Annotated in this window: 24 protein-coding genes; 3 read left to right on the top strand and 21 right to left on the bottom strand. The window is 53.8% G+C overall.

Going from position 1 to position 21,019, the window contains the following annotated elements; genetic code table 11:
- Nucleotides 1-333: 333 nt before the first annotated feature.
- The 6 genes from WFM49_RS06705 to WFM49_RS06680 form a co-directional block, all read right to left on the bottom strand.
- Nucleotides 334-954 (bottom strand): LysE family translocator, encoded by a 621-nt coding sequence (locus tag WFM49_RS06705; RefSeq protein ID WP_031232112.1) that lies wholly within the window; start codon nt 952-954, stop codon nt 334-336.
- Nucleotides 955-1,068: 114 nt separating this feature from the next.
- Nucleotides 1,069-2,403, bottom strand: a complete 1,335-nt coding sequence (locus tag WFM49_RS06700) for an MFS transporter (RefSeq protein ID WP_336972441.1) — start codon at nt 2,401-2,403, stop codon at nt 1,069-1,071.
- A 70-nt stretch (nt 2,404-2,473) separates the two neighbouring features.
- A complete protein-coding gene (locus WFM49_RS06695) occupies nt 2,474-3,244 on the bottom strand; it encodes a 1,6-dihydroxycyclohexa-2,4-diene-1-carboxylate dehydrogenase (protein WP_254499327.1) in 771 nt (256 codons plus the stop codon).
- A gap of 64 nt (nt 3,245-3,308) precedes the next feature.
- On the bottom strand, nt 3,309-4,316 hold the full coding sequence (gene benC / locus WFM49_RS06690) for a benzoate 1,2-dioxygenase electron transfer component BenC (protein ID WP_336972437.1): 1,008 nt from the start codon (nt 4,314-4,316) through the stop codon (nt 3,309-3,311).
- Nucleotides 4,317-4,331: 15 nt separating this feature from the next.
- Complete coding sequence (gene benB / locus WFM49_RS06685) at nt 4,332-4,820, bottom strand: benzoate 1,2-dioxygenase small subunit (RefSeq protein WP_336972435.1); 489 nt, start codon at nt 4,818-4,820, stop codon at nt 4,332-4,334.
- A 3-nt stretch (nt 4,821-4,823) separates the two neighbouring features.
- Nucleotides 4,824-6,176, bottom strand: a complete 1,353-nt coding sequence (locus WFM49_RS06680; RefSeq protein WP_009454445.1) for a Rieske 2Fe-2S domain-containing protein — start codon at nt 6,174-6,176, stop codon at nt 4,824-4,826.
- Between the two features lie 453 nt (nt 6,177-6,629).
- Here WFM49_RS06680 and WFM49_RS06675 point away from each other — a divergent pair, with 453 nt between their 5' ends.
- Complete coding sequence (locus WFM49_RS06675; protein ID WP_336972433.1) at nt 6,630-7,568, top strand: LysR family transcriptional regulator; 939 nt, start codon at nt 6,630-6,632, stop codon at nt 7,566-7,568.
- A 125-nt stretch (nt 7,569-7,693) separates the two neighbouring features.
- On the opposite strand, the gene WFM49_RS06670 is transcribed toward WFM49_RS06675, so the two are convergent.
- From WFM49_RS06670 to WFM49_RS06645, 6 genes are all read right to left on the bottom strand, one after another.
- Nucleotides 7,694-8,755 (bottom strand): NADH:ubiquinone reductase (Na(+)-transporting) subunit F, encoded by a 1,062-nt coding sequence (locus tag WFM49_RS06670; RefSeq protein WP_083053607.1) that lies wholly within the window; start codon nt 8,753-8,755, stop codon nt 7,694-7,696.
- Between the two features lie 15 nt (nt 8,756-8,770).
- A complete protein-coding gene (locus WFM49_RS06665; protein WP_009454448.1) occupies nt 8,771-9,133 on the bottom strand; it encodes a phenol hydroxylase subunit P4 in 363 nt (120 codons plus the stop codon).
- A 65-nt stretch (nt 9,134-9,198) separates the two neighbouring features.
- The gene (locus WFM49_RS06660) at nt 9,199-10,704 is read right to left on the bottom strand and encodes an aromatic/alkene/methane monooxygenase hydroxylase/oxygenase subunit alpha (protein WP_021446663.1); all 1,506 of its coding nucleotides are present in this window, start codon (nt 10,702-10,704) and stop codon (nt 9,199-9,201) included.
- 18 nt (nt 10,705-10,722) lie between these two features.
- Nucleotides 10,723-10,995 (bottom strand): MmoB/DmpM family protein, encoded by a 273-nt coding sequence (locus WFM49_RS06655; RefSeq protein WP_003800437.1) that lies wholly within the window; start codon nt 10,993-10,995, stop codon nt 10,723-10,725.
- The gene (locus tag WFM49_RS06650; RefSeq protein WP_009454450.1) at nt 10,995-12,002 is read right to left on the bottom strand and encodes an aromatic/alkene monooxygenase hydroxylase subunit beta; all 1,008 of its coding nucleotides are present in this window, start codon (nt 12,000-12,002) and stop codon (nt 10,995-10,997) included. Before WFM49_RS06650 ends, WFM49_RS06655 begins: the two co-directional genes overlap by 1 nt.
- A gap of 23 nt (nt 12,003-12,025) precedes the next feature.
- Entirely contained in the window at nt 12,026-12,298 is a 273-nt protein-coding gene (locus WFM49_RS06645; RefSeq protein WP_009454452.1) for a phenol hydroxylase subunit, read from the bottom strand.
- Between the two features lie 351 nt (nt 12,299-12,649).
- On the opposite strand from WFM49_RS06645, the gene WFM49_RS06640 reads away from it, so the two are divergent.
- The gene (locus WFM49_RS06640; protein WP_009454454.1) at nt 12,650-14,353 is read left to right on the top strand and encodes a sigma-54-dependent Fis family transcriptional regulator; all 1,704 of its coding nucleotides are present in this window, start codon (nt 12,650-12,652) and stop codon (nt 14,351-14,353) included.
- Between the two features lie 76 nt (nt 14,354-14,429).
- Here WFM49_RS06640 and WFM49_RS06635 read toward each other — a convergent pair whose 3' ends face one another.
- Together WFM49_RS06635 and WFM49_RS06630 are read right to left on the bottom strand one after the other, a co-directional pair.
- Complete coding sequence (locus WFM49_RS06635) at nt 14,430-14,792, bottom strand: hypothetical protein (RefSeq protein WP_021446664.1); 363 nt, start codon at nt 14,790-14,792, stop codon at nt 14,430-14,432.
- A 47-nt stretch (nt 14,793-14,839) separates the two neighbouring features.
- On the bottom strand, nt 14,840-15,331 hold the full coding sequence (locus WFM49_RS06630; RefSeq protein WP_250757179.1) for a hypothetical protein: 492 nt from the start codon (nt 15,329-15,331) through the stop codon (nt 14,840-14,842).
- Between the two features lie 156 nt (nt 15,332-15,487).
- Here WFM49_RS06630 and WFM49_RS06625 point away from each other — a divergent pair, with 156 nt between their 5' ends.
- Nucleotides 15,488-15,766, top strand: coding sequence for a hypothetical protein (locus tag WFM49_RS06625; protein WP_009454468.1), 279 nt, complete (start codon nt 15,488-15,490; stop codon nt 15,764-15,766).
- A gap of 222 nt (nt 15,767-15,988) precedes the next feature.
- Here the strand turns inward: WFM49_RS06625 and WFM49_RS06620 are convergent, their stop codons facing one another.
- The 7 genes from WFM49_RS06620 to WFM49_RS06590 all read right to left on the bottom strand — a co-directional run bounded on the left by WFM49_RS06620 (nt 15,989) and on the right by WFM49_RS06590 (nt 20,981).
- Nucleotides 15,989-16,723, bottom strand: a complete 735-nt coding sequence (locus WFM49_RS06620; protein WP_336972424.1) for an amino acid ABC transporter ATP-binding protein — start codon at nt 16,721-16,723, stop codon at nt 15,989-15,991.
- A complete protein-coding gene (locus WFM49_RS06615; protein WP_336972422.1) occupies nt 16,720-17,418 on the bottom strand; it encodes an amino acid ABC transporter permease in 699 nt (232 codons plus the stop codon). The genes WFM49_RS06620 and WFM49_RS06615 overlap by 4 nt, the downstream gene beginning before the upstream one ends.
- Nucleotides 17,418-18,152, bottom strand: a complete 735-nt coding sequence (locus WFM49_RS06610; protein WP_009454488.1) for an amino acid ABC transporter permease — start codon at nt 18,150-18,152, stop codon at nt 17,418-17,420. The genes WFM49_RS06615 and WFM49_RS06610 overlap by 1 nt, the downstream gene beginning before the upstream one ends.
- Nucleotides 18,153-18,254: 102 nt before the next feature.
- On the bottom strand, nt 18,255-19,064 hold the full coding sequence (locus WFM49_RS06605; protein WP_009454490.1) for an ABC transporter substrate-binding protein: 810 nt from the start codon (nt 19,062-19,064) through the stop codon (nt 18,255-18,257).
- Between the two features lie 170 nt (nt 19,065-19,234).
- The gene (locus WFM49_RS06600) at nt 19,235-19,774 is read right to left on the bottom strand and encodes a lipocalin family protein (protein ID WP_009454491.1); all 540 of its coding nucleotides are present in this window, start codon (nt 19,772-19,774) and stop codon (nt 19,235-19,237) included.
- A gap of 125 nt (nt 19,775-19,899) precedes the next feature.
- Nucleotides 19,900-20,319 carry a GFA family protein gene (locus tag WFM49_RS06595; protein ID WP_009454492.1) on the bottom strand — a complete coding sequence of 140 codons (420 nt, stop codon included), beginning with the start codon at nt 20,317-20,319 and terminating at the stop codon, nt 19,900-19,902.
- Nucleotides 20,320-20,495: 176 nt separating this feature from the next.
- Entirely contained in the window at nt 20,496-20,981 is a 486-nt protein-coding gene (locus WFM49_RS06590; protein WP_009454493.1) for a hypothetical protein, read from the bottom strand.
- Nucleotides 20,982-21,019 lie beyond the last annotated feature (38 nt).

Genomic DNA, 21,019 nt, shown 5'->3' with positions numbered 1-21,019 from the left:
AAAAATCATAACAGTAAGGCGCCAATGAAAAAGCCGCCCATAGGGCGGCCTGGCTAGTTAACGGTCTCCGTTTTTTTTGAGGTTTTATATTGAATCGTGTTTGCTCGGAAAATCACTGGGCCAGTTCATGGGCGTGTCATTCATATCCAAACCTCCTGCTGTTTATTTAATCGAGAAAGCCTAGAACGAATTTTTATCCTAACAAAAAATTTACAAACTTCAAGCACTAAATAGCATATTCAGTGTTTACCCTGTACAAATAGAAACATCAAAAAGGCTCTCGCAAGGAGAGCCTTTTATTTTCCAACTTGTTCCCCCAGATCGGGGCTTACATCAGGAGCGTCGAGCCATGGCCAGGATCACGCCAAAACCTATCATCATGCTGCCGCTAATGCGGTTCACCCAACGCAGACCACGCGCATTTTGCATCACGCCGGACAAACGAGTGCCTACATAGGCATACGCCGCAATCGCGATCACTTCCAGCAGTAGGAAAATCACACCCTGTGTCATGAAGCTAACCCAATAGTTGTTCATATCTACAAACTGCGGGAAGAAGGCGGTGAAGATCAGAATGGCTTTAGGATTGCCGATAGCCACAAAGAACTCCTGGCGCACCAGGCCCCAGATATCTTTTTTGCTTACCTCGGTTTGCTCTGCTGATGTTTTGCTACTGGCACGCAGCACCTTGATACCCAACCAGATCAGATACGCCGCTCCCGCAAGCTTGACCACGGTAAAGGCCGTCTCCGAAACCATCAACAAGGTTCCCATCCCCAAGGCCGCCACCACAATCATGATGGCAAAGGCGACCAGACGCCCCATGGCCGCTACCATGGCAGTCGACACCCCCTGCTTGGCCCCTACCGTCATGGACAGCAGATTATTAGGTCCGAAGGCCATATTCAGGGCAAAACAGGCGGGCAGAAACAGCAAAAGACTACTAGCGGTCATGATTCCGGCAGGCTCCATAGATAATGCCAGCCAATCAATTTGAAAGGCTGGCATTCGTCTATTGAAAACAGTGTGTATGAACTTTACTCCAGCCAGCTTTAAAATTCAGCTCTCTCAACCGGCCACGGCATTCAGCGCCACTTTGGGCGATGAACGCAAAGACACCATAAACATCAGGAAAGCCAGCATTGCCACGACACCCGGCACGGCAAAGGCCATGAAGTTCATCTGCAAGGGCAACTTGGCCGCCATCAGCGTGCCGCCCAGGAAAGGCCCGGCAATCGCACCGATCCGCCCCACTCCCGACGCCCAGCCCAAGCCCGAGGAACGCATGGACAAGGGATAGAACTGCGCCGTATTGGCGTACAGCAGGATCTGCGTGCCAATGGTGGTGGCACCGGCAATCACGATCAACACGTACAGCACCAGAGTCGGGCTCTTGAAACCCAGCAAGGTAATGGACACGGCCGACACCAGAAAGAACCAGGCCACCACTTTAGGCAAGCTAAAACGATCCCCCAACCAACCACCCAGAATCGCACCAAACATGCCGCCCAGGTTCAAGGCCACCAGGAAGGACAGGCTGGAACCCAGGCTATAGCCCGCGTTGGCCATCAATTTTGGCAACCAGGAACCCAGGGCATAGACCATCAAGAGGCAGCAGAAAAACGCCACCCAAATCATCAAGGTGCCAAGCAAGCGCCCTTCCTTGACCAGATCCAGCATGGGCACTCCCGTCTTTTTCTGCTCATGCAAGGTCAAGACGATCTCTGGTGATACAACCATTTCAGGGGCCAAGGTCTGCACAATGCGGCGTGCTTTTTCCTCTTGCCCTTGGCGCATCAAAAACACCAGTGACTCCGGCAGCTTCCAGACAATAAAAGGCAGCAACAACAACGGAATGGCTGCACAGAAAAACATGGACTGCCAGCCAAAGCGCGGCAGCATGTAGATGCCAATCGCTGCCGACAACAAGCCACCCAATGAATAGCCGCTGAACATGATGGCGACCAAGGTGCTGCGCGAACGCTTGGGCGAATACTCGTTCATCAAAGCCACAGCGTTGGGCATCAATCCGCCACAGCCCAAGCCGGCCAGAAAGCGGTAGACACCAAACTCGGTCGGTGAGCTCGCAAAGCCATTCAGGAAGGTAGCCAGGCTGAACAAGGCAAAGCAGATCATCACGCCTTTTTTACGGCCAATCTTGTCTGCCAGCGGCCCAAATACAAACGCGCCAAACATCATGCCGAACAAGGCGTAACTACCCAAGGCCCCGGCTTGCACCGGCGTCAAATTCCACTCGTCCATCAGCACCGGCAAAACCACACCGTAAATAAACAAGTCATAGCCATCGAATATCAACAACAAGGCGCACAGGCTCATCACCATCCAGTGAAAGCGCCCGAAGCGCGCCTGCTCAATCACTTCATTAACGTCTAGTGTTTTCATGATTTGTCTCCCCCAAATGGAGTTTTTTGTCTTGATGCCCTTCGCTCTACCAGCCGCGTGCATCGATTGATCAGCCCTGGTCGCCGCCTCCTACTGGCAAGACAGTGCCGGTGATATACGAAGCCTCGTCGGAGGCCAAAAACAAAATGCTGGCGGCCTGTTCATCCAGGCTGCCGTAACGCTTCATCAAACTACTAGCCACGGTCTGATCCACAATTTGCTGATACCAGATGGCTTCTTGGGGATCATCGTGACTCTGGGTATTGCGGGGAATACGCCGTGGCGGAGCCTCGGTCCCGCCAGGCGAGACAGCATTAACCCGAATGCCGCGCTGGGCATTCTCAAAAGCCAATGAGGCGGTCAAGGCATTGACGCCCCCTTTAGCCGCTGCATACGGCACGCGGTTAATGCTGCGAGTGGCAATCGAGGACACGTTTACAATGGCACCACTACCCTGCTCCTGCATGCTGGGTAAAACGGCATGACAGGACCACAGGGTTGGAAACAGGGAACGGCGTATCTCGGCCTCGATCTGTGCCGGTGTGTAGTGCTCGTAAGGGCGCGTCCAGATCGTTCCCCCGACGTTATTGATCAAAATATCAATACGTCCCCATTTATCCAGCGCCGCCTGGGCCGCAGCCTGAGCACCTTCAACGGTTTCCAGATCCACTTCCAGTGTCAGGACCGCCTCGCTGGCCAGTTCCCGCACCAGCTCGGATCGGTCTACGGCCAGTACCCAGGCTCCTTCAGCCTGCAAGCGCTCGGCAACACGACGGCCAATGCCTTGGGCCGCGCCCGTCACAATGGCCACTTTTTGATGAAAACGCAGAGGCGCAGTCATGATCTTTCCTTGTAGGAGTCATCCAGCACAGGACGCCCCACAAAGGGGCGTTGCTTGAATGCATTTACTGGCTGGTGACGAATTTTTCGTAGTAGAAATTCGCGGGAGCATGGGCTTGCACATCAATGAACTGGCTGACGGCATCCACCATGGGTGGCGGCCCGCACAGGTACACATCCACCTGCCCTTCATGCCAATGCGCCGGATCCAGATGCTGGGTCACGTAGCCTTTGCGCTCGTGGGTGGATTGCGGGTCCACCACGCAGGTGGTGTAGCTAAAGCCGGGCAAACGCTGGGTAAAGGACTCCAACTCTGCCAGCATCACCAGATCCTGATCACGGGTGACGCCATAGACCAGATGCACAGGCTGCGTACAGCCTTGCTTGACCAGCACTTCCAGCATGGACAAGAACGGCGCCAGGCCCGTGCCACCGGCCAGGAACAGCAAGGGGCGCGTCACCTGCCGTAGATAAAAACTGCCCAAAGGCCCTGTCATTTCCACCTGCTGACCGAGCGGCTGCGCCGCCAGCCAGGAGCTCATCAAACCACCCGGAACCTGCTTGATCAAGAAGCTCAAGCGCGACTCGCCCGGTGCAGAGCTGAAGGAATAGGAACGATGCGCCTGCCCGCCGGGCACCGTAATGTTCACGTACTGCCCAGGCAGAAAAGGCAAAGCTTCATCGGCCGCATCAATCTTCAGCTCGTACGCCGCGTCCTCATACTGACGGCATTCCGACACTTGCCCCTGCCACTTGGCCACGGCCGTCTTGCACACGCCCGATGAAATCGGCACAGCAATCACGCAGTCAGACTTGGGAATCATCTGGCAGGTCAGAACCAAACCCTTGTCCGCTTCTTCTTGCGTCAGGGCATCCTCGATGTAGTCATCGCCCTGCTCATACTGACCACTTTCGGCCTGACATTTACAGGTGCCGCACACGCCGTCCGAGCAATCCATGGGTAGATTAATCTGATGGCGATACGCGGCATCCAGCACTTTTTCATGTTCACCACAATCCACGAAACGGGTGACACCGTCCTCAAAATTCAGCGCAATACGATAGCTGTTCACGACTAACCCCCGGCTTTAAATGTGATACACATCAATCACTTGACGGATGTAGTCGTTCTTGAGCACTACCTTTTTTTGCTCGATCAACCAGCCCTTATCCTGAGGCGACAAGGTCAGGTAAATCGTGCCGAAGAACTGATCCGTCACCCGGTAGCGATGGTTAAGCGTCAAAAAGTTGTAGCGGACGTCCACCTGCCCATCGCGCTCGGCCAGAATCTCGATATTGCTGAGCATGTGAGCGGTACGCGGCTCGGGTGTGGAGGCACCGGAGCGCTCGGTCTTGATGCGAAACACCCGATCTTCCAGGCCGTTACGGTTGGGATAGAAGATCAAGGAAATCTCGCTATGCGGATCTTCGGTCAACTGATCATCATCATCCCAGCAAGGCATCCAGTACTGGGCGTTGGGGCTATAGCATTCCAGCCATTCATCCCACTGACGGTCATCCAGCAAGCGGGCTTCGCGATACAGGAAAGCGCAAATAGAGTGATACGTTGCGTTCATGGCTTAGGCCTCCCCGTTTTCTGCTTTTAACGCCTGGCTCATGGTCTTGGCCCAGTACTCGTGCTGGCAGACAAACAAGCCTTCATCTTCACTACGCCCGCCACTGATCAAGGGCTTCATGCCCATGGCTTTGGCATTCTCGTCCGGCCCGTGCACCCACAAAGGCGCACCTCGGCTCAAATCATTCCAGGGCGCCGCAATACCCGCATAGCCTTCCTGACAGGCACGGAACTCCTCCAGATCGTCTGCCGTTCCCATGCCGGACACATTGAAAAAGTCTTCGTATTGACGGATACGGATGGCACGCTGCTCAGCGCTTTCCCCTTTGGGACCAAAGCAGTAAATCGTGACTTCAGTCTTGTCCACACTGATGGGACGCGTTACCCGAATCTGGGTAGAGAACTGATCCATCAGATACACATTCGGGTACAAGCACAGATTGCGGGTCTGATTCACGATGAACTCGGCACGGTCCTCGCCCAAACGCTGCTTCAGCTCCTCGCGATGCTCGTAGACCGGACGCACGCTTGGATTCATGGTTTTGGTCCACAGCAAGATATGACCGTAATCAAAGCCATACACGCCACCCAGGCTCTTGCTCCAGCCGTTCGCATCCACCGCTTGCGTGCCGCCCTCTTTGCGGCGACCCATGGTAGCGGAGTAATTCCAGTGCACGCTGCTGACGTGGTAGCCATCCGCGCCGTTTTCCATCTGCAGTTTCCAGTTGCCATCGTAGATATAGGAAGAATTGCCACGCAGCACTTCCAGACCTTCAGGGGCTTGATCCACGATCTGATCGATGATGACTTTGGTTTCACCCAGATACTCGTCCAGAGACACCACATCCGGGTTCAGGCTGCCAAACAGGAAGCCGCGATAGTTCTCAAAGCGCGCGACACGCTTCAAGTCGTGCGAGCCTTCGGTATTGAACTGCTCGGGATACTGGGTGTTTTTCTCGTCCTTGACCTTGAGCAACTTGCCCGCGTTATTGAAAGTCCAGCCATGGAAAGGACAGGTAAAGCTGCCCTTATTGCCATGCTTGCGGCGGCACAACATGGCGCCGCGGTGAGCACAGGCATTGATAAAGGCATTCAAGCCACCGTCTTTACCACGCGTCAAAAACACGGGCTGACGACCGATATACGTAGTGAAGTAATCATTCACATTGGGCAGTTGGCTTTCATGCGCCAGGTAGACCCAATTGCCTTCAAAAATATGCTTCATCTCCAGCTCGAACAGATCCGGATTCGTGAAGATGTCACGACGGCAGCGATACACGCCTGTTTCTTGGTTTTCTTCCAGGGCGGTATCAAGCAAGTGCCTGATATCTTTAGTTTTATCCATAAGGACTGACATAATGTGGCCTTTATGAGAGTTGCAGCCGTCCCTGCCCATGCCCATGAAGGCATAGCAAGTACGCGTGATAGAAAAGAAAAATCGCTCCGGATTGAGACCGGACTGACTCGTGGCAGCGTATTGCTGGCTTAGCCTTGAGCCTGACTCAAACCCGATAGGGACACCGTCGGGCCGATATTGCCCAACCCACTTTCGCAAGGAAATTCGGGGCTGTTCTGCATGACGTTCATTACAGTCTTTGCTCCAGCAGGCTTCCAATACAATATCGGTCCCGCTCTATAGCAAAATGCTATAGTTTGTTTTTTTACCAATAAAATCAGCAGCTTGCAGGGCATGAAAAACAAAACCTATCGTTAACCCTAGAGCTTGTCAGGTATATGCTTGAAGCTTGGATGGTCGAGATAGGTGATATATTGGTCCGGATTTTCTGGACCTGGACCACGGGCAAAGCATATGGACTTGAAACAAATCCGCTACTTTGTTGCGGTCGCCAAAGCGCGCAATTTCACTCGCGCTGCCGAGCAGTTGCACATTGCCCAACCTGCACTCAGCAGACAGATTCAGTTGCTGGAACAAGAGCTCAATGTTTTGCTGCTGTCACGGGAGAGCCGCCCCCTGCAGCTAACCGAAGCGGGCCGCATTTTTTACGAGCAATCCCTGCAATTGCTCAATCGTGTGGAGGTCATGAAAGCGGCGACCACTGAAGTCGGCCTGAACCAGCGCCCGCAATTGTCGATTGGCTTTGTGGCCTCCACCTTGTACGGCGGTCTGCCTATCCTGATTCAGAAGTTCCGCCACGCCTACCCGGATATCCGCTTTCACTTTCTGGAACTCACCAGCAGCCAGCAGATCGCCGCCTTGCGCGCCGGACGCATTGATATTGCCTTTGGACGTGTGCGTATTCATGACAGCGCGGTGTACCGTACTGTCTTGCGTGAAGAGCGCCTGGTGCTGGCGATTCCGCCGAAAATTGACTTGGCCAAGGATCGGGGGCCGGTGTCCTTGCAGGTCATCGCCGATCACGCCTTTATTGTGTATCCCAAGTCCCCACGCCCCAGCTTTGCCGATCATGTGCTGAATATCCTGCATGACAACGCCATCTTTCCCACCGAAGTGCATGAAGTACTGGAGTTGCAGACGGCCATGGGACTGGTCGCCGGCGGCGTGGGCTTGTGCCTGATTCCTTCAGCCGCACAGATACGCAGTGATCTGGTCTACCGGCTGATTGACGACGAGAAAGTAACGTCGCCGATTATTTTCAGCCACAGGAAAAACGACAACTCCTGGTACATCGCCCAGATGCATGCCTTTATTGAGGAAATGTATGCGGAGAAACCGCCCTGGCTGATTCCGGGACACAGCGCCTTGAGTAACGGGCTGCCACCCGTCTAATACAAAAAGGCCCTGCAAAGCGTCGTTAACGCTTCTTGCAAGGCCAGATAGATGCGGCGTTCACGACCACCAGCCGCAGACCTTTTCACTGAAAAAAGGTCTACTCGGCAGTCAGTTAAAACCGCTTAGATGCGCTTGAACAACGCCGAACGCACCTTGCCAGTAGCACCATCTGCGGCTGTCAGGAATTGTTCCATGTGAATATCGCGCTCGAAGAGCCGGCTTTGCATCAGGGTGGAAATGGCCGCTTCAATCATGGGGGGCGGGCCACACAAGTAGGCCTTGTTACCCGAGCAACGCTGCTCAAAGAACTGCCCCACGGCTTCATGCACAAAGCCCACAAAGCCTTCCCAGGCATCATCCGGCAAAGGCGCATTCAAGGCCGGAATGTAGTGGAAATTGTCGTGCTTTTCAGCTAGTTGATAGAAATGATCCGCATGATACAGCTCGGCTTTATTGCGCGCACCCTGGAACAGATAAATAGGACGGGTATCGCCCTCTTCCAGCAAGTCCATAATCATGGATTCGGGGCTGGACAGGCCCGAGCCACCCGCGATAAAAATGGCGCCTTGCGGGTCGGACTTGCGCACAAAGAACTGACCATAAGGGCCAGACACATCCAGAGACTGCCCCACTTCCAGTTCCTCGTGTAGCCACGTCGTACCTGCGCCCCCTTCTACCTTACGTACATGCAAATCAATAATGCCGCTCATGGACGGCGGATTCGCAATGGAGAAAGCACGGGTGCTGTCGATGGACGGCACATGCAGGTTGATGTACTGCCCGGCCTGAAACGCCATCGGACGATCCAGCTCCAGACGGATGTGCTTGATCGTGGGCGACAAGTCTTCAATCAGGACGACCTTGCCCTGATAATCCTCGACAGGCAGGCCCTGGAAATCCGGGTCCACATCCACGTCGGCCTCGATGACCATATCGGATTCGGGCAGACAGCAGCAAGCCAGCAGCTTGCCTTCGTCCCGCTCCGAATCCATCAAGGCAAAGCTGGACGCATCGCCTGCGTCTGCATAGCCTTCCAGCACCTGCACCTTGCAGGTGCCACACGTGCCATGTCCACAGGCAAAAGGCAACCAAACCCCTTGTCGCAACGCAGCGTCCAACAAGGTTTGTCCATCTTCCACCTCTACCACATCACCTGTGGGTTCTACGGTTACCTGATACGTCATTGCTGCCTCCGCCTCTTATACGCCCGTACCCTTGTAGCCATTCAGGCCCGGGGTCTTGAAACGCAACAAGGATTTGTGATCAAAGCCCTTGGAACCCAGGGTGTCGTCAGGATTCAGTTCAACCGCCTCGCCGTTCAAATTCCATTGCACCTTGCTCCATTCGATCTGCTCGAAGTCAGGGTGCTGGGCAAAACCGGCAGGCAACAGTTGCTGGATCATCTGGGACACGGTCATCTCGGGCTGAACCAGAAAGGCCTTGGCCGAGCAGAACAAAAGGTGCTCGTCCCAGCCGATATACAGCAACATGCTGTCGCCATAGTGCGACTGCTGGTCGCGCGCATAGCCTTGGTAGTCCGGGGTAATTGCAGTAACTGCCATATTGATCTCCAATTTTTATAGGTAGTGGCAGTGCCCACCAAGGCACTGCTTTTTTTCTCGTGTGACTAGGCCGTCACTCCTTTCCATTCGTTCCAGCGCGCTTCGTCCACCGAACCCTTGAAGTCCATATTGTCGACACCTACGTTCAACTGGTAGTAGTCGCTCAGGATTTTCTCCAGCTCGGGACCACCGCAGCCACCTTGCAGGATCTGGTTCACTGGCAGCCAGGCCTGGATGTACTTTTCAGGCTCGTGCTCGAAAATGTCGCGGCAACCGTCCGAGCAGGTGTGATAGCGCTCGCCCTTGTACTGGCTTTGGCGGTAGGTGATTTCGTCGGGTTTTTCCATGTCGGTAAAGGTCATGGGCACCTGACATACCTGACACAGCTGCGGCAGTCCGCTTGAGTAAAAGCGCTTGCCTTCGGCTTCCATCTTCTTGGCCATTTCCCAGCGTGGGCGGTAGTATTTGTCGAAGGTATCGGGGTACTTGGCGCTCAACCAATCCAGCTCCTCGTCGCTGGGGATCCAGGTGTGGAAACCGGCAGCGTGACCGAAGTTGTAGAAGATCCACCAGGCCTGGTGCGAGATGTGCTCTTTCTCTTTTTCGATCACTTCGCTGTACTTGGGCATGCGGATGCCGTAGCGGGCCAGATCCTTGAACAGTGCACCACCAGCCTGTTCGAAATAGACCTCCCAAGCTTCTTTCCAGGACATGACCTTGTTGGGCAGCATGTAATCCATCATCATGCCGACCACGGACAGCAGGCGGGTGCCGCGCCAGAACCATTTGTCGATCCACTGCTGAACGATAGGCACGTTGTCCTCGTGCTGCTCCAGCAGGAACTTGATCACTTCCAGGCCCAGTGTCATGTGGCGTGCTTCGTCAGACTGCGAGCTGAAACCGAAAGTCACCGTGGCCATGTCGCCGTTGTAGGCTGCACCCGACATGAAGGGCACGAACAGCAGGTTGGTCAGCACGTACTCGAAGGAGAAGCTGATTGCCAGCAGGAACTCGAAGGGGCCGGCAGCGCGGGCATCTTCAAAAAAGGACTTGGGCACCGACAGGTACCAGACCCGGTCGTGCATATGGCTCCAGTCCTGGAAGCCATTGAAAAACTTGTTGTAATGGCTCATGGCGTGAACCTGCGTCTGGACGTGACGCAGCTCGTCAATCGACTGCATCTGACACGCAATACGTGCGCCGATGCCGCTGAATTGACGTCCCACATGGGAGTAGCCCTGGTAAGCCTGGTATTCCAGCGGGGTCACCGCGGTCAGAAACACCTTGATCGCGTTCAAGTAACGCGGGTCGGAAATATTCATCTGGCCATTGTTCTGCGCGAAGGCATCAAAAATGGCGTACAGCTTCTTTTCTTTTTCGGCCTGGTATTTCCAGTACGCGTCCATTGTCAGACGGAACGGATCTTCCCATTTGGACCAATCGGTAATCTTGATGCCCTCAAACTCCTCGTAGGGGAAGGCGTCCTTGCGATCCTGGTAGCTGAATTCCCAGTCCAGATCACGAGTCAGATAGCGATATTTGTCTTTGATATTTAGTTTTTTCGTGGCCATGTTGCCCCCTTTTCTGATTTAGCTGTTCCAGTGCAAAAACAAGCGGTCTTCATCTTCATCCACGTTGCCACCCAAGGTGATCAGATTCAGATGCAGCTCCTGCATGTCCCACTGCTGCCCATACTTTTCTTCCACGGTCTCGCGCTTGACGGTCAGCTGGCCCACGCACTCAATGCGAATCATGGCTGGCTGATAAATCACCGTGGCGTCCGGGTTGTCCTCTTCGATTGCCTCGACGATGTAGCGCGACATGTCGTTGTCTTGCAGACCGATATAAACCTTGGATGTCATCAGGCTTCTCCACCCAGGCTCAAGCCTGCTTTCGTGACGCGTTTGGCAATGGTTTCCTGCGCTTGCTCCCAGACCTGATCCGCCTGGTCGGCAAAGGCAGCCTGGATGTACGGCATGAAGGCGGCTTGCACTTGTGGCAGCCACTGATTCAGCCAGCTTTGCAGTTGCTGCTTGTTTTCCTCACTTTCAGCCGCCGCGATCTTGAAGACGCTATCGCTCCAGTTGGACAGGTCTTTATGGCACTCCAGCATGAACTCCAGCAGCATATCCAGATCGCGGCCGCCTTCCTTGGCCAGATCCGCGACCAGACCCTGATACACCACTTGATGCACCACGGTATTGATCAGCAAGGACTGCACCAACAGCAGTTCAAACCAATCTTTCTGGACCAGCGTTTTTTCGCACAAGGCGCGCAGACCTTGCCAGGCCGCATCCTGCATCCAGGCCTCTTTGGCTTGGCTCAGGGAATCGGCGCTATTGCCATCAATCAGCAGCCCAATACGGGAGACGTATTGCGCCATACCCAGCGAGTCCATCCCGGCATAGAGACAGGCTTGGGTAATGGTGGTGCCATACCCGTAAGCCGAGCCGGACATGAAATTCAGGTTGGCGGTTTGCTCGATGTGACGCAAAGGCAGCAGCAAGCGGGTGACCTTGGCTTTGACGTCCTCGCTCAGATACTGAGCCAGTTCCCGCTTTTCAAAAAAGCCGTAATTGGTTTCAGCCGATTCCTGCATGCGGGCACGGTTTTGCACGTAAGCACCGTAGTAGAACTGACGAGGGTCACGGAACACATACCAGTCCTTCATTTGAATGGCGGTGTGTGTGGGGTCGTTCAGGGTCTTGTCCGGCATCCACAGGGGTCGGTAATGGAAGTTGGCCGTCGCCTGGGCGTCGTATGTGGCTTCCTGGTAGCGCGTGGCCGGTTTTTCGCCAAAGCGGCGGGCCACGTTGGCAAAGGTTTGCCGCACGGGCTGCAAACTGGCCGTTTTAATTTCTAATGTCATCCTCTTGTTCTCCTGAATAAAACCTACTGGGCTTCAGCCTGACGACTGTTGCCGACCAAAGTGTCATAACCAAAACGCCATTTCTCTTCGTTCTCGTCATTGACCCGCATTTGCTCATCGCTCATGGGCTGGACATTGTTTTGCAGACAAAACTGCTCAAACGCCGCCGGGGGCATGACCAGTTCCACAAACAGGTCCGGCTGGCCGATGGCAAAATCAAACTCCACAAAACGGGCGTTGGCCGGACTGCGTACGCGTACGTACTTTGTCAAAGTGGGCAAGCTCGTGTCTGACATCTGTTCTCCTCCTGATCAAGCTGTTGCATGAGTGTCCACAGCCTGTTCATAGCAAACCGCGTGCCAACTTTAAATTTGAAGGATTTAACCCTTTAGGATTAAAGAGATAGCTGAAACCCGGCCTAGAAGGAATGCGGCCTGCGAAGGGGTGGCGGCAGGAAAATTGATCATTTGATCAAGTGCTTAGCGCCGTTTTCATCAAATGCTGAGTTAGGGTAAAACCTTAGGAAAATCCCTTTTATCCGTCCTCTGGACACTATTATGTTTTCCTTGAGTCACTGGAAAGACAGGCGGCATACTGGTTTTAGAACACTCAAAACCACAATAAGAAATCACAGGATGGAGACAGCCATGGGGGCTACTGAACTCACACTGCCATTAAGTCAGGACCTGATCGACGCCATTCGTTTTGATGCGCGGGAAGGCAAAATATGGTTTGGCGAGCAGCGCATGCTCTTGCTGCACGCCAGCGGTTTTGGCCAGCTACGCAAGGAGCTGATTGCCTCTTTGGGCAGCGAGCGCGCCAAATACTTTCTGATGCGCTTTGGCTACCACGCGGGCATGAAAGATGCCGAGGTCTCACAAAAAGTGCGCCCGGACCTGTCACTGAAAGAGACCTTTTTGGCTGGCCCGCAAATGCACACCATCCGCGGCATGGTCAAAGTCGTCCCTACCGCCCTGACCTTTGACCGCGACGCAGGCCAGTACTACGGCGAATTTGACTGGTTTGACTCCTATGAAGTCAGCAATCACCAGAAAGAACATGGCCAGTCCAGCGAGCCGGTCTGTTGGAGCTTGCTGGGCTATGCCAGCGGCTACACCAGCTTCTATATGGGCAAGAGCATCATTTACAAAGAAACCCAATGCGGCGCCATGGGCCATAGCCACTGCAAGATCGTGGGCAAGCCAGCCGAGGAATGGGAAGATGATGACCCCGAGATTGACCGTTTCATGCTGCCCGATCCAGTCCAGGACGAACTGTTTGCCTTGCGATGTGAGCTGGTGAAGTTGCGCGAACAGGAGTTCAAGCACTCCAGTGCCAACTTCACCTTGCCCAACTCCATTGGTCAGTCCGCCGCTTACCAGGCCGCCTGTCATCTGCTGGAAAAGGCGGCGCAAAGCAAAGTCTCCGTGCTGCTGCTGGGGGAAACCGGTGTAGGGAAAGAAGCTTTCGCACGCGGCCTGCACGCCGCCAGCGACCGGGCTGATCAACCCTTTGTTGCAGTGAACTGTGCATCCATTCCCCCGGAACTGATTGAGTCAGAGCTGTTTGGTGTCGAGAAAGGCGCTTATACCGGCGCACATAAATCCCGCCCCGGACGCTTTGAGCGTGCCCAGAGCGGCACCATCTTTCTGGATGAAATCGTGGAGCTATCGCCACGGTCCCAAGCCGCCCTGCTGCGTGTATTGCAAGAACAGGAACTGGAACGCGTGGGTGATGAGAACACTCGCCATATCGACGTGCGCGTGGTGGCGGCCACTAACGAGGATTTGGCCGAAGCCGTACAGAAAGGCACCTTCCGTGCCGACCTGTACTACCGCCTGAATGTCTTTCCCATTCACATTCCGCCGCTGCGCGAGCGTAAAGAAGACATTCCACTGCTGACCGAATACTTTCTGAACAAATACTCCAGCATGTACAAAAAGCACGTGCTGGGAGTGAGCGACCGCAGCCGTGAATTACTGATGCAATACGACTGGCCAGGCAATATCCGCGAATTTGAAAACATGATCGAACGTGGCGTCATCCTGACCGAGCACAATCACGAAATCGAAACTCACCACCTGTTCCCGCAACAGAAAAGTGCCTTGCAGTATTTGAGCAGTTTGAATACGCAAGGCTTTATGGCGAAAGAGTCCTGTTTCAGCGCAAACCAGACGCAATATCTGGAGAACCTGCTGGAAACGCCCTTCAACCTGGACGACCTGGAAGAACAGATCATCCAGCTGACGCTGAAGAAAACGAACGGGAATATTTCAGAAGCTGCGCGACGACTGGGGCTGACACGCCCTGCTTTGGCATACAGGCTGAAGAAGGTAGCGATACCGACATAGGGACACCAGCGCTGCCCAGGCTATCGGCTAAGCCCGACCAAACCTTGCCTCTGCAACAATTTCCCAGTTTTGGCACTTAACCAAAAATATGCTGACCTTGCAGCAACCTGGCACCTATGCCGAAGGCCCCCAGCATGAACAAACCAATCAAAACGGCATAGAGGATACTTAAGGACCAGCCCAGAAGCCGGGCGTCACGCCTTGCACCCATCGATAAGGATCGACAAACCCTGCCGTAATACCTGTTCACCACAAAGATCAGCCAAGAAAAACCGACACCGATACTGGCAAATATATAATTGATTGCCCCATACTGGACTTGTGGATTGGCCAACCCATCAATTAAAAAGATCAGGGCCAGAATAAATACGAGCGAAGAGAGAGCTGTTGCCAGCACAGAGGCCACTTGATGAAACGACGACTCCCACTTAATGCCCATGCCCTCTCCTTACAGCCGCATACATCCTTAACCAAGCCAGACCAGACCTAACTCCCGCTGCATGCCTCGGCCCCCACTTTTTTAACATCACTGTAGCGCCCTTGGCTAGTTTTAACAGTGATACATGTCTGGTTTGAATCGTTCCACCACATGGCACTTAAACCCTGCACTCTCACTGGCACGTACCCTTCTTTTTGCAACCGCATTTCCCCGCCTGCCGCACGAGCATCTTGCAAGCTAAGCGGATTGAACTCAGAAGAAGGCCTAGAGCTTGGCTCAAACTGCACCAACTCTTGTGCCAGCACTTCAATCACAGGGCCCCGTCTACGAATAACAGCCTCCTGAGCATGTATGACGCTCTCCTTGCCGGTTACTGTCACATCACCCGAAGCTTTCAGCTCATGCGTGCTCAACACGTCAACCTGGTCCGCCTGTATGTGTATCCGTCCTAGTTGAGCACTCTCTTGCATACTTGAAGCGAAGGCTGGTACAGAGGCAAAGGTCAGGCCCAAAACCAAATTAGAAAATAACTTATGCACTGTTTATCCTCGACATTTTCAAAATAACACTTGATTACCCCCAATCCCAAGACTATTTATACTCCAGCAGCCAAACATCAACCGAACACCGTGCTACGCCCAACACTGGCATGATTCACCCCACCTACTACAATGGGGGCTTATCTAAGGAGTCTTATGTTGGAATTTCAGCCCCGTGAACGGGCGTATTTATCTGGTATCCGTGCCCTGTCCCAAGATCAGGACGACAATGACGTGTTTGTGGGTATGACCGTAGCCGAGTCCATCTGGTACGCAAACTACGTAGCGCAGTCATACAACGGGGATGTAGCGCGAGGCGATGAGGCCGAAGCACGTTACCTGGCCCTGCATGATCAGCACGAGCAGGCACGCCGTGCCGTACTGGCATCAGAAGCTCTGCTGCAATCGTTCGACACAGCCACTCAGTCATCCTGAGCACATAGCGACACTCTCCAGGCCGGGCAAGCATGTCAGTAGCCCAGTTTCATCAAGCCTGGTTTGCTCGCCCATAAAAGAAGCTCGCCCATTTTTAAACAGGCGGGCTTTTTTTATGGATGCGGACTCCAGCTTCTGCTACGCGCAGCTTGGCTTGGCTTGGCTTGGCTTGGCTTGGCTTGGCTTGGCAACATCAAACTAGCTGCCGTACAAAGAAACAAGCTACAGCCGCAACTCCTTGGACAAAAAGGTTTGCACCCGCTGCGGCCTGCCATCCAGATGACCAAAGAACACATCCGTGGGCACATCTTCCAGAATCTGACCCTGATCCATGAAAACCATCCGATCCGCCACCTTGCGGGCAAAGCCCATCTCATGGGTCACGCACATCATGGTCATCCCCTCTTCCGCCAAACTAACCATTACGTCCAGCACCTCGTTGACCATTTCAGGATCCAGAGCCGAAGTAGGCTCGTCAAACAACATGCAGACCGGATCCATGCACAAGGCCCGCGCAATGGCGACACGTTGTTGCTGCCCGCCCGACAAACTGGCTGGATAACGATCCGCCAGCGCTTTCAGGCCCACCCTGTCCAGGTACAGCAAGGCCCGATCATTCGCTTCGTCCCGCTCCCTGCCCAGCACTTTACGCTGCGCCAAGGTCAGATTGGCCAAGACGTTCAGATGTGGAAACAGCTCGAAGTTCTGAAAAACCATCCCGACCCGACTGCGCAAGTCGGGCAGATTCGTTGCCGGATCACCGACAGAAATCCCATCCACAATAATCGTGCCCTGCTGAAACGGTTCCAGACCATTGACGGTTTTCAACAAGGTGGACTTGCCCGAGCCCGAAGGCCCGCACACCACCACGACTTCCTGACGGTCCACCTGGGCCGTGCAGTTCTTGAGCACCTGAAACGTGCCATACCACTTGGAAACACTATCGATACGGATCATTTGCCATCCAGTCGCAGATGTTTGTCATAACGTCGAGCCACACGATTCGCAATCAACTCCAGCGTTGCGCAGATCACGTAGTACATCAGCCCGACAAACAAGAAGATTTCAGTGGGGTGCACCATAACCCGGTTGCTGACCTGGGTGGCCACAAAAGACAGTTCCGCCACGCCAATAACGTAGGCCAGCGACGTATCCTTGATCAAGGCAACCCACTGATTAATAAAAGAAGGCAGCATCACCGGCAAAGCTTGCGGAAGGATGATGGACTTCATGATTTGGGCAGTTTTCAGGCCCAGGGCCTTGCCCGCTTGCCATTGCCCCGCCGGCAAGCTGCTGATGCCCGCAAATACGGAGTGCGCCAGATACGCGCCACCGATCAAGGACAAGGCGCAGACGACAGTAAGCAAACCTGGCACATCCACTTTGAACAGAATGGGCAGCAGAAAATACACCCAGAAAATCAGCATGATGACGGGGATGGCGCGGAAAAAGCCCAGAAACAGCAGCAAAGCGGTATGCGCCACACCACGCGTCAAGACCAGGGCTATACCAAAAGCCAGGCCCAGAACGGCCGACAAGCCTGCTGAAAGCACGCTTAGCAAGAGCGTTAACGCAGCACCGCCCAAAGGGCCATGCGGATACGCCCCCACCAGGAAGTACAGCAAATTGTCATGAATTACGTCGAAGTCCATTACAGCCCACCTCGCACTTGCAGACGGTGGCGTTGTAACCACTGCCCACCCACTTCAACCAGCATGACCAGCAAGACATACAACAGCGTTGCAATCCCAAAGGACTGGAAGGTCTTGAAAGTTTCAGTCTCCACCTGACGAGACGCATAAGACAGCTCTGCCAAGCCAATGGCCATGGTCAACGAGGTGTTCTTGATGACATTCATGTACTGCCCGATCAGCGAGGGAAAGGTATTGCGCAAGGCCTGCGGCATCACCACATAGCGCCAGACCTGCATGGAAGACATGCCCAAGGAGGCTGCTGCGGCCCACTGCCCTTTGCGAACTGCCCGCACACCAGAACGAAATTCTTCTGCAACAAAAGCCGTGGTGTAGATCGTCAAACCTGCAAAAGCGGCCAGCATCTCGAAACTGGGCCAATGCACATCGAACAAGACCAGTTGCAAGACATGCTGGGTGTTCAACCATTGAACCAGCTCCGGCGGCATCAACGCCGAGGCACCGAAATACCAGAAAAACAGTTGCACCAACAAGGGCGTATTACGGAACAGACTCAGGTAAGCACGTACCGGCCAGGCCAGCCAGGCAAACGGCGAGAGCCTGGCAATACAAACCAGAAAACCCAAAACAGTTGCAGCGAAGGAGACGACTAAAGAGAGCTGGATCGTGACCCAGAACCCTTGCAGCAACCAACCCACATAGTGGGGTGCCAGCCAGAAATCAGAAGACGGCATAGCAAACACCAAAAAGCAGGATCAAGTGATCCCGCTGTTAAAAACACAAACAGGAAAAGGCCAGCCTGAACATTCAAGGCTGGCTTGCAAGCAAGTGATGACTTACTGTTGCTGACCGATGCGGTACAAGCGCTCCAGCGGTGTTTTGGACTGAGGGCCAAACCAGACGTCATAAATGGCTTGTGCCTTGCCCTGGCTTTCCAGCTCCAGCAAAGTTTCATCCACAAAAGACTTCAGTGCTGTCTCGCCTTTGGGGATACCAATGCCGATCAAGTCCTCGGAAATGCTGAAGGCCGGGATTTCATAGTTTTCCTTGTCCGGCACATTGGCCAGCAAACCAATCAGCTTGGGACCATCCTGAGTGATGGCCTGCACGTTACCGTTACGCAAAGCGGTGAAGGCGAAGGGCGTATCGTCATAGGCAAGCAGCTTGGCCTGGGGGTATTTTTCACGCAGAACGATCTCATTGACCGTTCCTTTATCCACACCAATACGCAGCGAGTTCAACTGCTCGGGCGAGGACAAGACGCCTTTTTTAGCCAGGAACTGCTGGCCCGATGCAAAGTACGGAATGCTGAAATCTACCTGTTTGGCGCGCTCTTCCGTGATGGTGAAGTTGGCCAAAACCAGATCTACTTTATTGGACGTCAACAGCGGCACACGATTGGCCGGGTTGGTTGGCAAGACTTCCAGCTTCACGCCCAGCTTGTCAGCCAGAGCCTGAGCAAAATCCACATCCAGACCGGTGATCTGGCGGGACTTCTGATCCACAAAACCAAAAGGTGGATTGCTGTCGAAAGACGCTACTTTCAAGACACCCGTTTTCTTGATGTCATCCAGACGATCAGCCTGGGCCACTCCAGCCACCAACGCCAGGGTAAGGGTCGCGGCAATGCTTAAAAACGACTTCATAGTAAAAACATTCCGATAAAAAAATGGCACGTCCGATACATACCGTCGTGCCATTCGACCACAGCCGCAAGCTCTTCAAAACGATCTAATTTCCCCATGCTTATAACTAAAAACGCTAAGAGGATATGCTGTTTTATGCAGGCGCAAAAGCCTCGATCATCGAATGCACGCTACTGCTTGGTGGAAATCACCTTTTGGACCGCAAAGCCTTGGGATGCCGCGTAATCCAGCAAGTCACTGACAAGCTGCGGATCAGCCTGTTTTTGTCGGGACAAGACCCAGAGATATTTTCGATCCGGCGTACCGACCAAAGAATACTGGTAGTCCCCTTCCAGCTTCATGATCCAGTAGTCACCCCACACCATAGGGAACCAGGACAGCCATTTCGGAGCAAAACGCACTTCTAGTATCGCCGGATCAACAGGCTCCACACTCGTCGACAAGCGCCCCTGCCCGATGGCTTCCTTCACCTCACCGTCCGTACCCTGACAACGATTGGTAACGGTAATCGTCTTGTCCGCTTCCATCACGTAATTAGCTTGCACATCTCCGGCACATTCACGCTGAAAGTTATTGGGTAGACGCGCCTGCTCGTACCAGGTGCCCATGTACTTACCCAGGTCTACATCTTCCTGGGTCGCCAGATCGGCATTGGAAGAAGCGCAAGCGACCAATAACGTAGACAGCGACAGGAAAAAAATTCTTTTCATCACGGAGTTCTCCTTATAGATGACCCAAGATCGAGTTTATGGAATCGTCCTTTGATAGTTCGACCAGTCCAGTTTTCAGCAAGCACTGCCCTGGCCCCTGCATATGCATCTGGCCAGCCATAGCATCACGAAAACAGCTTAACCACCTCTTCGCCCGTCATCTCTCGCGTTTTGTTAGCGAATGCGTAGTTGTCAGGCTTGTCATCAATAAAGACCTGCAGCTCGAACGGCCAGCTCGCGCTGTCCTTGAACAAGCCAGCAGAAACAGCATGGAAACCACCGGCCTTGAGCTTGTAAAACAAGTGCGTACCGCATACATCACAGAAACTGCGCTCCGCCCACTCCGAAGAAGCATAGGAACGCACATGCTCCGCGCCTTCAATTACTGGGGCCTCATGGGACTCCAGCGACAAGAAGGGGCCACCGGACCAGCTGCGGCAGATGCCGCAATGGCAAGCGCTGATCGAAGGTTTTTGCTGCTGAAAACTGATCGAGACGGCACCGCACAGACAGTTGCCGTGAATCGTGGATTTATTGTTTGCCATACGAGCCTCTGTAGGTAGATGGATAAGCAATTCTAACGGCTGAATCGTCCCGTAATGGAAATTCGATATGAGGCTTTCCCAAGGCCAGGTGCAACAAAACCTGGGCCCCAGAAACAACATTGCCCGCTACAAAGCGGGCTTATTCGTGCAGTCCGCCATAACGGACCCTTACTCATTTACTGCTGCTTGATGCTCATGTTTTCTTCAAGGCTAATGGTGCAAGACTTCCCTTTGCCAATCGTCCTGATACGGCCTTTAATGGTCACCGTGTCACCCATATTGAACACATTCAGTTGCTCGGTGCGGCGGTTGATCAAGGAAGAAAAGACGATAGGCCCACTGCTGACTCGAACGTCAAACTGTTTGGCACTGCCCCATACTTTTGAGTTCATGCCACTCATGGCCTCAGCCAATGTGTTTTGCTCCATGGCCACCAATTTGCCAGTTACCTCAACGGTTTTCCCACTGTACTTGTTCACAGCACGCGCATGATTGGAACGCATCTCTGAACAAATCTGTGCCGGAGTGTCAGCAATCGGGCCCGCCCCCATCGCTTCATTGACACTGGCAAACGCATCATCAATGCCTTTAGTCATGGAGTTCATCGTTTCACATCCCGCCAAGCCCACTGACAGGGCAGCTATAAATACGATCTTCTTCATTTCCCGCTTCCTTTATTACCAAAAAAAATAAGCGGCGA

It is taken from the genome of Alcaligenes sp. PF14 (genome assembly GCF_037150615.1).
GTDB lineage: Bacteria > Pseudomonadota > Gammaproteobacteria > Burkholderiales > Burkholderiaceae_B > Alcaligenes > Alcaligenes phenolicus.
This window is presented reverse-complemented; position numbering and strand designations above follow the sequence as displayed.

Excerpts from the sequence above, each read along its gene's own strand:
- WFM49_RS06705 (WP_031232112.1), bottom strand. The coding sequence starts at position 954 with ATGACCGCTAGTAGTCTTTTGCTGTTTCTGCCCGCCTGTTTTGCCCTG.
- WFM49_RS06700 (WP_336972441.1), bottom strand. The coding sequence starts at position 2,403 with ATGAAAACACTAGACGTTAATGAAGTGATTGAGCAGGCGCGCTTCGGG.
- WFM49_RS06695 (WP_254499327.1), bottom strand. The coding sequence starts at position 3,244 with ATGACTGCGCCTCTGCGTTTTCATCAAAAAGTGGCCATTGTGACGGGC.
- benB (WP_336972435.1), bottom strand. The coding sequence starts at position 4,820 with ATGAACGCAACGTATCACTCTATTTGCGCTTTCCTGTATCGCGAAGCC.
- WFM49_RS06680 (WP_009454445.1), bottom strand. The coding sequence starts at position 6,176 with ATGTCAGTCCTTATGGATAAAACTAAAGATATCAGGCACTTGCTTGAT.
- WFM49_RS06675 (WP_336972433.1), top strand. The coding sequence starts at position 6,630 with ATGGACTTGAAACAAATCCGCTACTTTGTTGCGGTCGCCAAAGCGCGC.
- WFM49_RS06670 (WP_083053607.1), bottom strand. The coding sequence starts at position 8,755 with ATGACGTATCAGGTAACCGTAGAACCCACAGGTGATGTGGTAGAGGTG.
- WFM49_RS06665 (WP_009454448.1), bottom strand. The coding sequence starts at position 9,133 with ATGGCAGTTACTGCAATTACCCCGGACTACCAAGGCTATGCGCGCGAC.
- WFM49_RS06660 (WP_021446663.1), bottom strand. The coding sequence starts at position 10,704 with ATGGCCACGAAAAAACTAAATATCAAAGACAAATATCGCTATCTGACT.
- WFM49_RS06655 (WP_003800437.1), bottom strand. The coding sequence starts at position 10,995 with ATGACATCCAAGGTTTATATCGGTCTGCAAGACAACGACATGTCGCGC.
- WFM49_RS06650 (WP_009454450.1), bottom strand. The coding sequence starts at position 12,002 with ATGACATTAGAAATTAAAACGGCCAGTTTGCAGCCCGTGCGGCAAACC.
- WFM49_RS06645 (WP_009454452.1), bottom strand. The coding sequence starts at position 12,298 with ATGTCAGACACGAGCTTGCCCACTTTGACAAAGTACGTACGCGTACGC.
- WFM49_RS06640 (WP_009454454.1), top strand. The coding sequence starts at position 12,650 with ATGGGGGCTACTGAACTCACACTGCCATTAAGTCAGGACCTGATCGAC.
- WFM49_RS06635 (WP_021446664.1), bottom strand. The coding sequence starts at position 14,792 with ATGGGCATTAAGTGGGAGTCGTCGTTTCATCAAGTGGCCTCTGTGCTG.
- WFM49_RS06625 (WP_009454468.1), top strand. The coding sequence starts at position 15,488 with ATGTTGGAATTTCAGCCCCGTGAACGGGCGTATTTATCTGGTATCCGT.
- WFM49_RS06620 (WP_336972424.1), bottom strand. The coding sequence starts at position 16,723 with ATGATCCGTATCGATAGTGTTTCCAAGTGGTATGGCACGTTTCAGGTG.
- WFM49_RS06615 (WP_336972422.1), bottom strand. The coding sequence starts at position 17,418 with ATGGACTTCGACGTAATTCATGACAATTTGCTGTACTTCCTGGTGGGG.
- WFM49_RS06610 (WP_009454488.1), bottom strand. The coding sequence starts at position 18,152 with ATGCCGTCTTCTGATTTCTGGCTGGCACCCCACTATGTGGGTTGGTTG.
- WFM49_RS06605 (WP_009454490.1), bottom strand. The coding sequence starts at position 19,064 with ATGAAGTCGTTTTTAAGCATTGCCGCGACCCTTACCCTGGCGTTGGTG.
- WFM49_RS06600 (WP_009454491.1), bottom strand. The coding sequence starts at position 19,774 with ATGAAAAGAATTTTTTTCCTGTCGCTGTCTACGTTATTGGTCGCTTGC.
- WFM49_RS06595 (WP_009454492.1), bottom strand. The coding sequence starts at position 20,319 with ATGGCAAACAATAAATCCACGATTCACGGCAACTGTCTGTGCGGTGCC.
- WFM49_RS06590 (WP_009454493.1), bottom strand. The coding sequence starts at position 20,981 with ATGAAGAAGATCGTATTTATAGCTGCCCTGTCAGTGGGCTTGGCGGGA.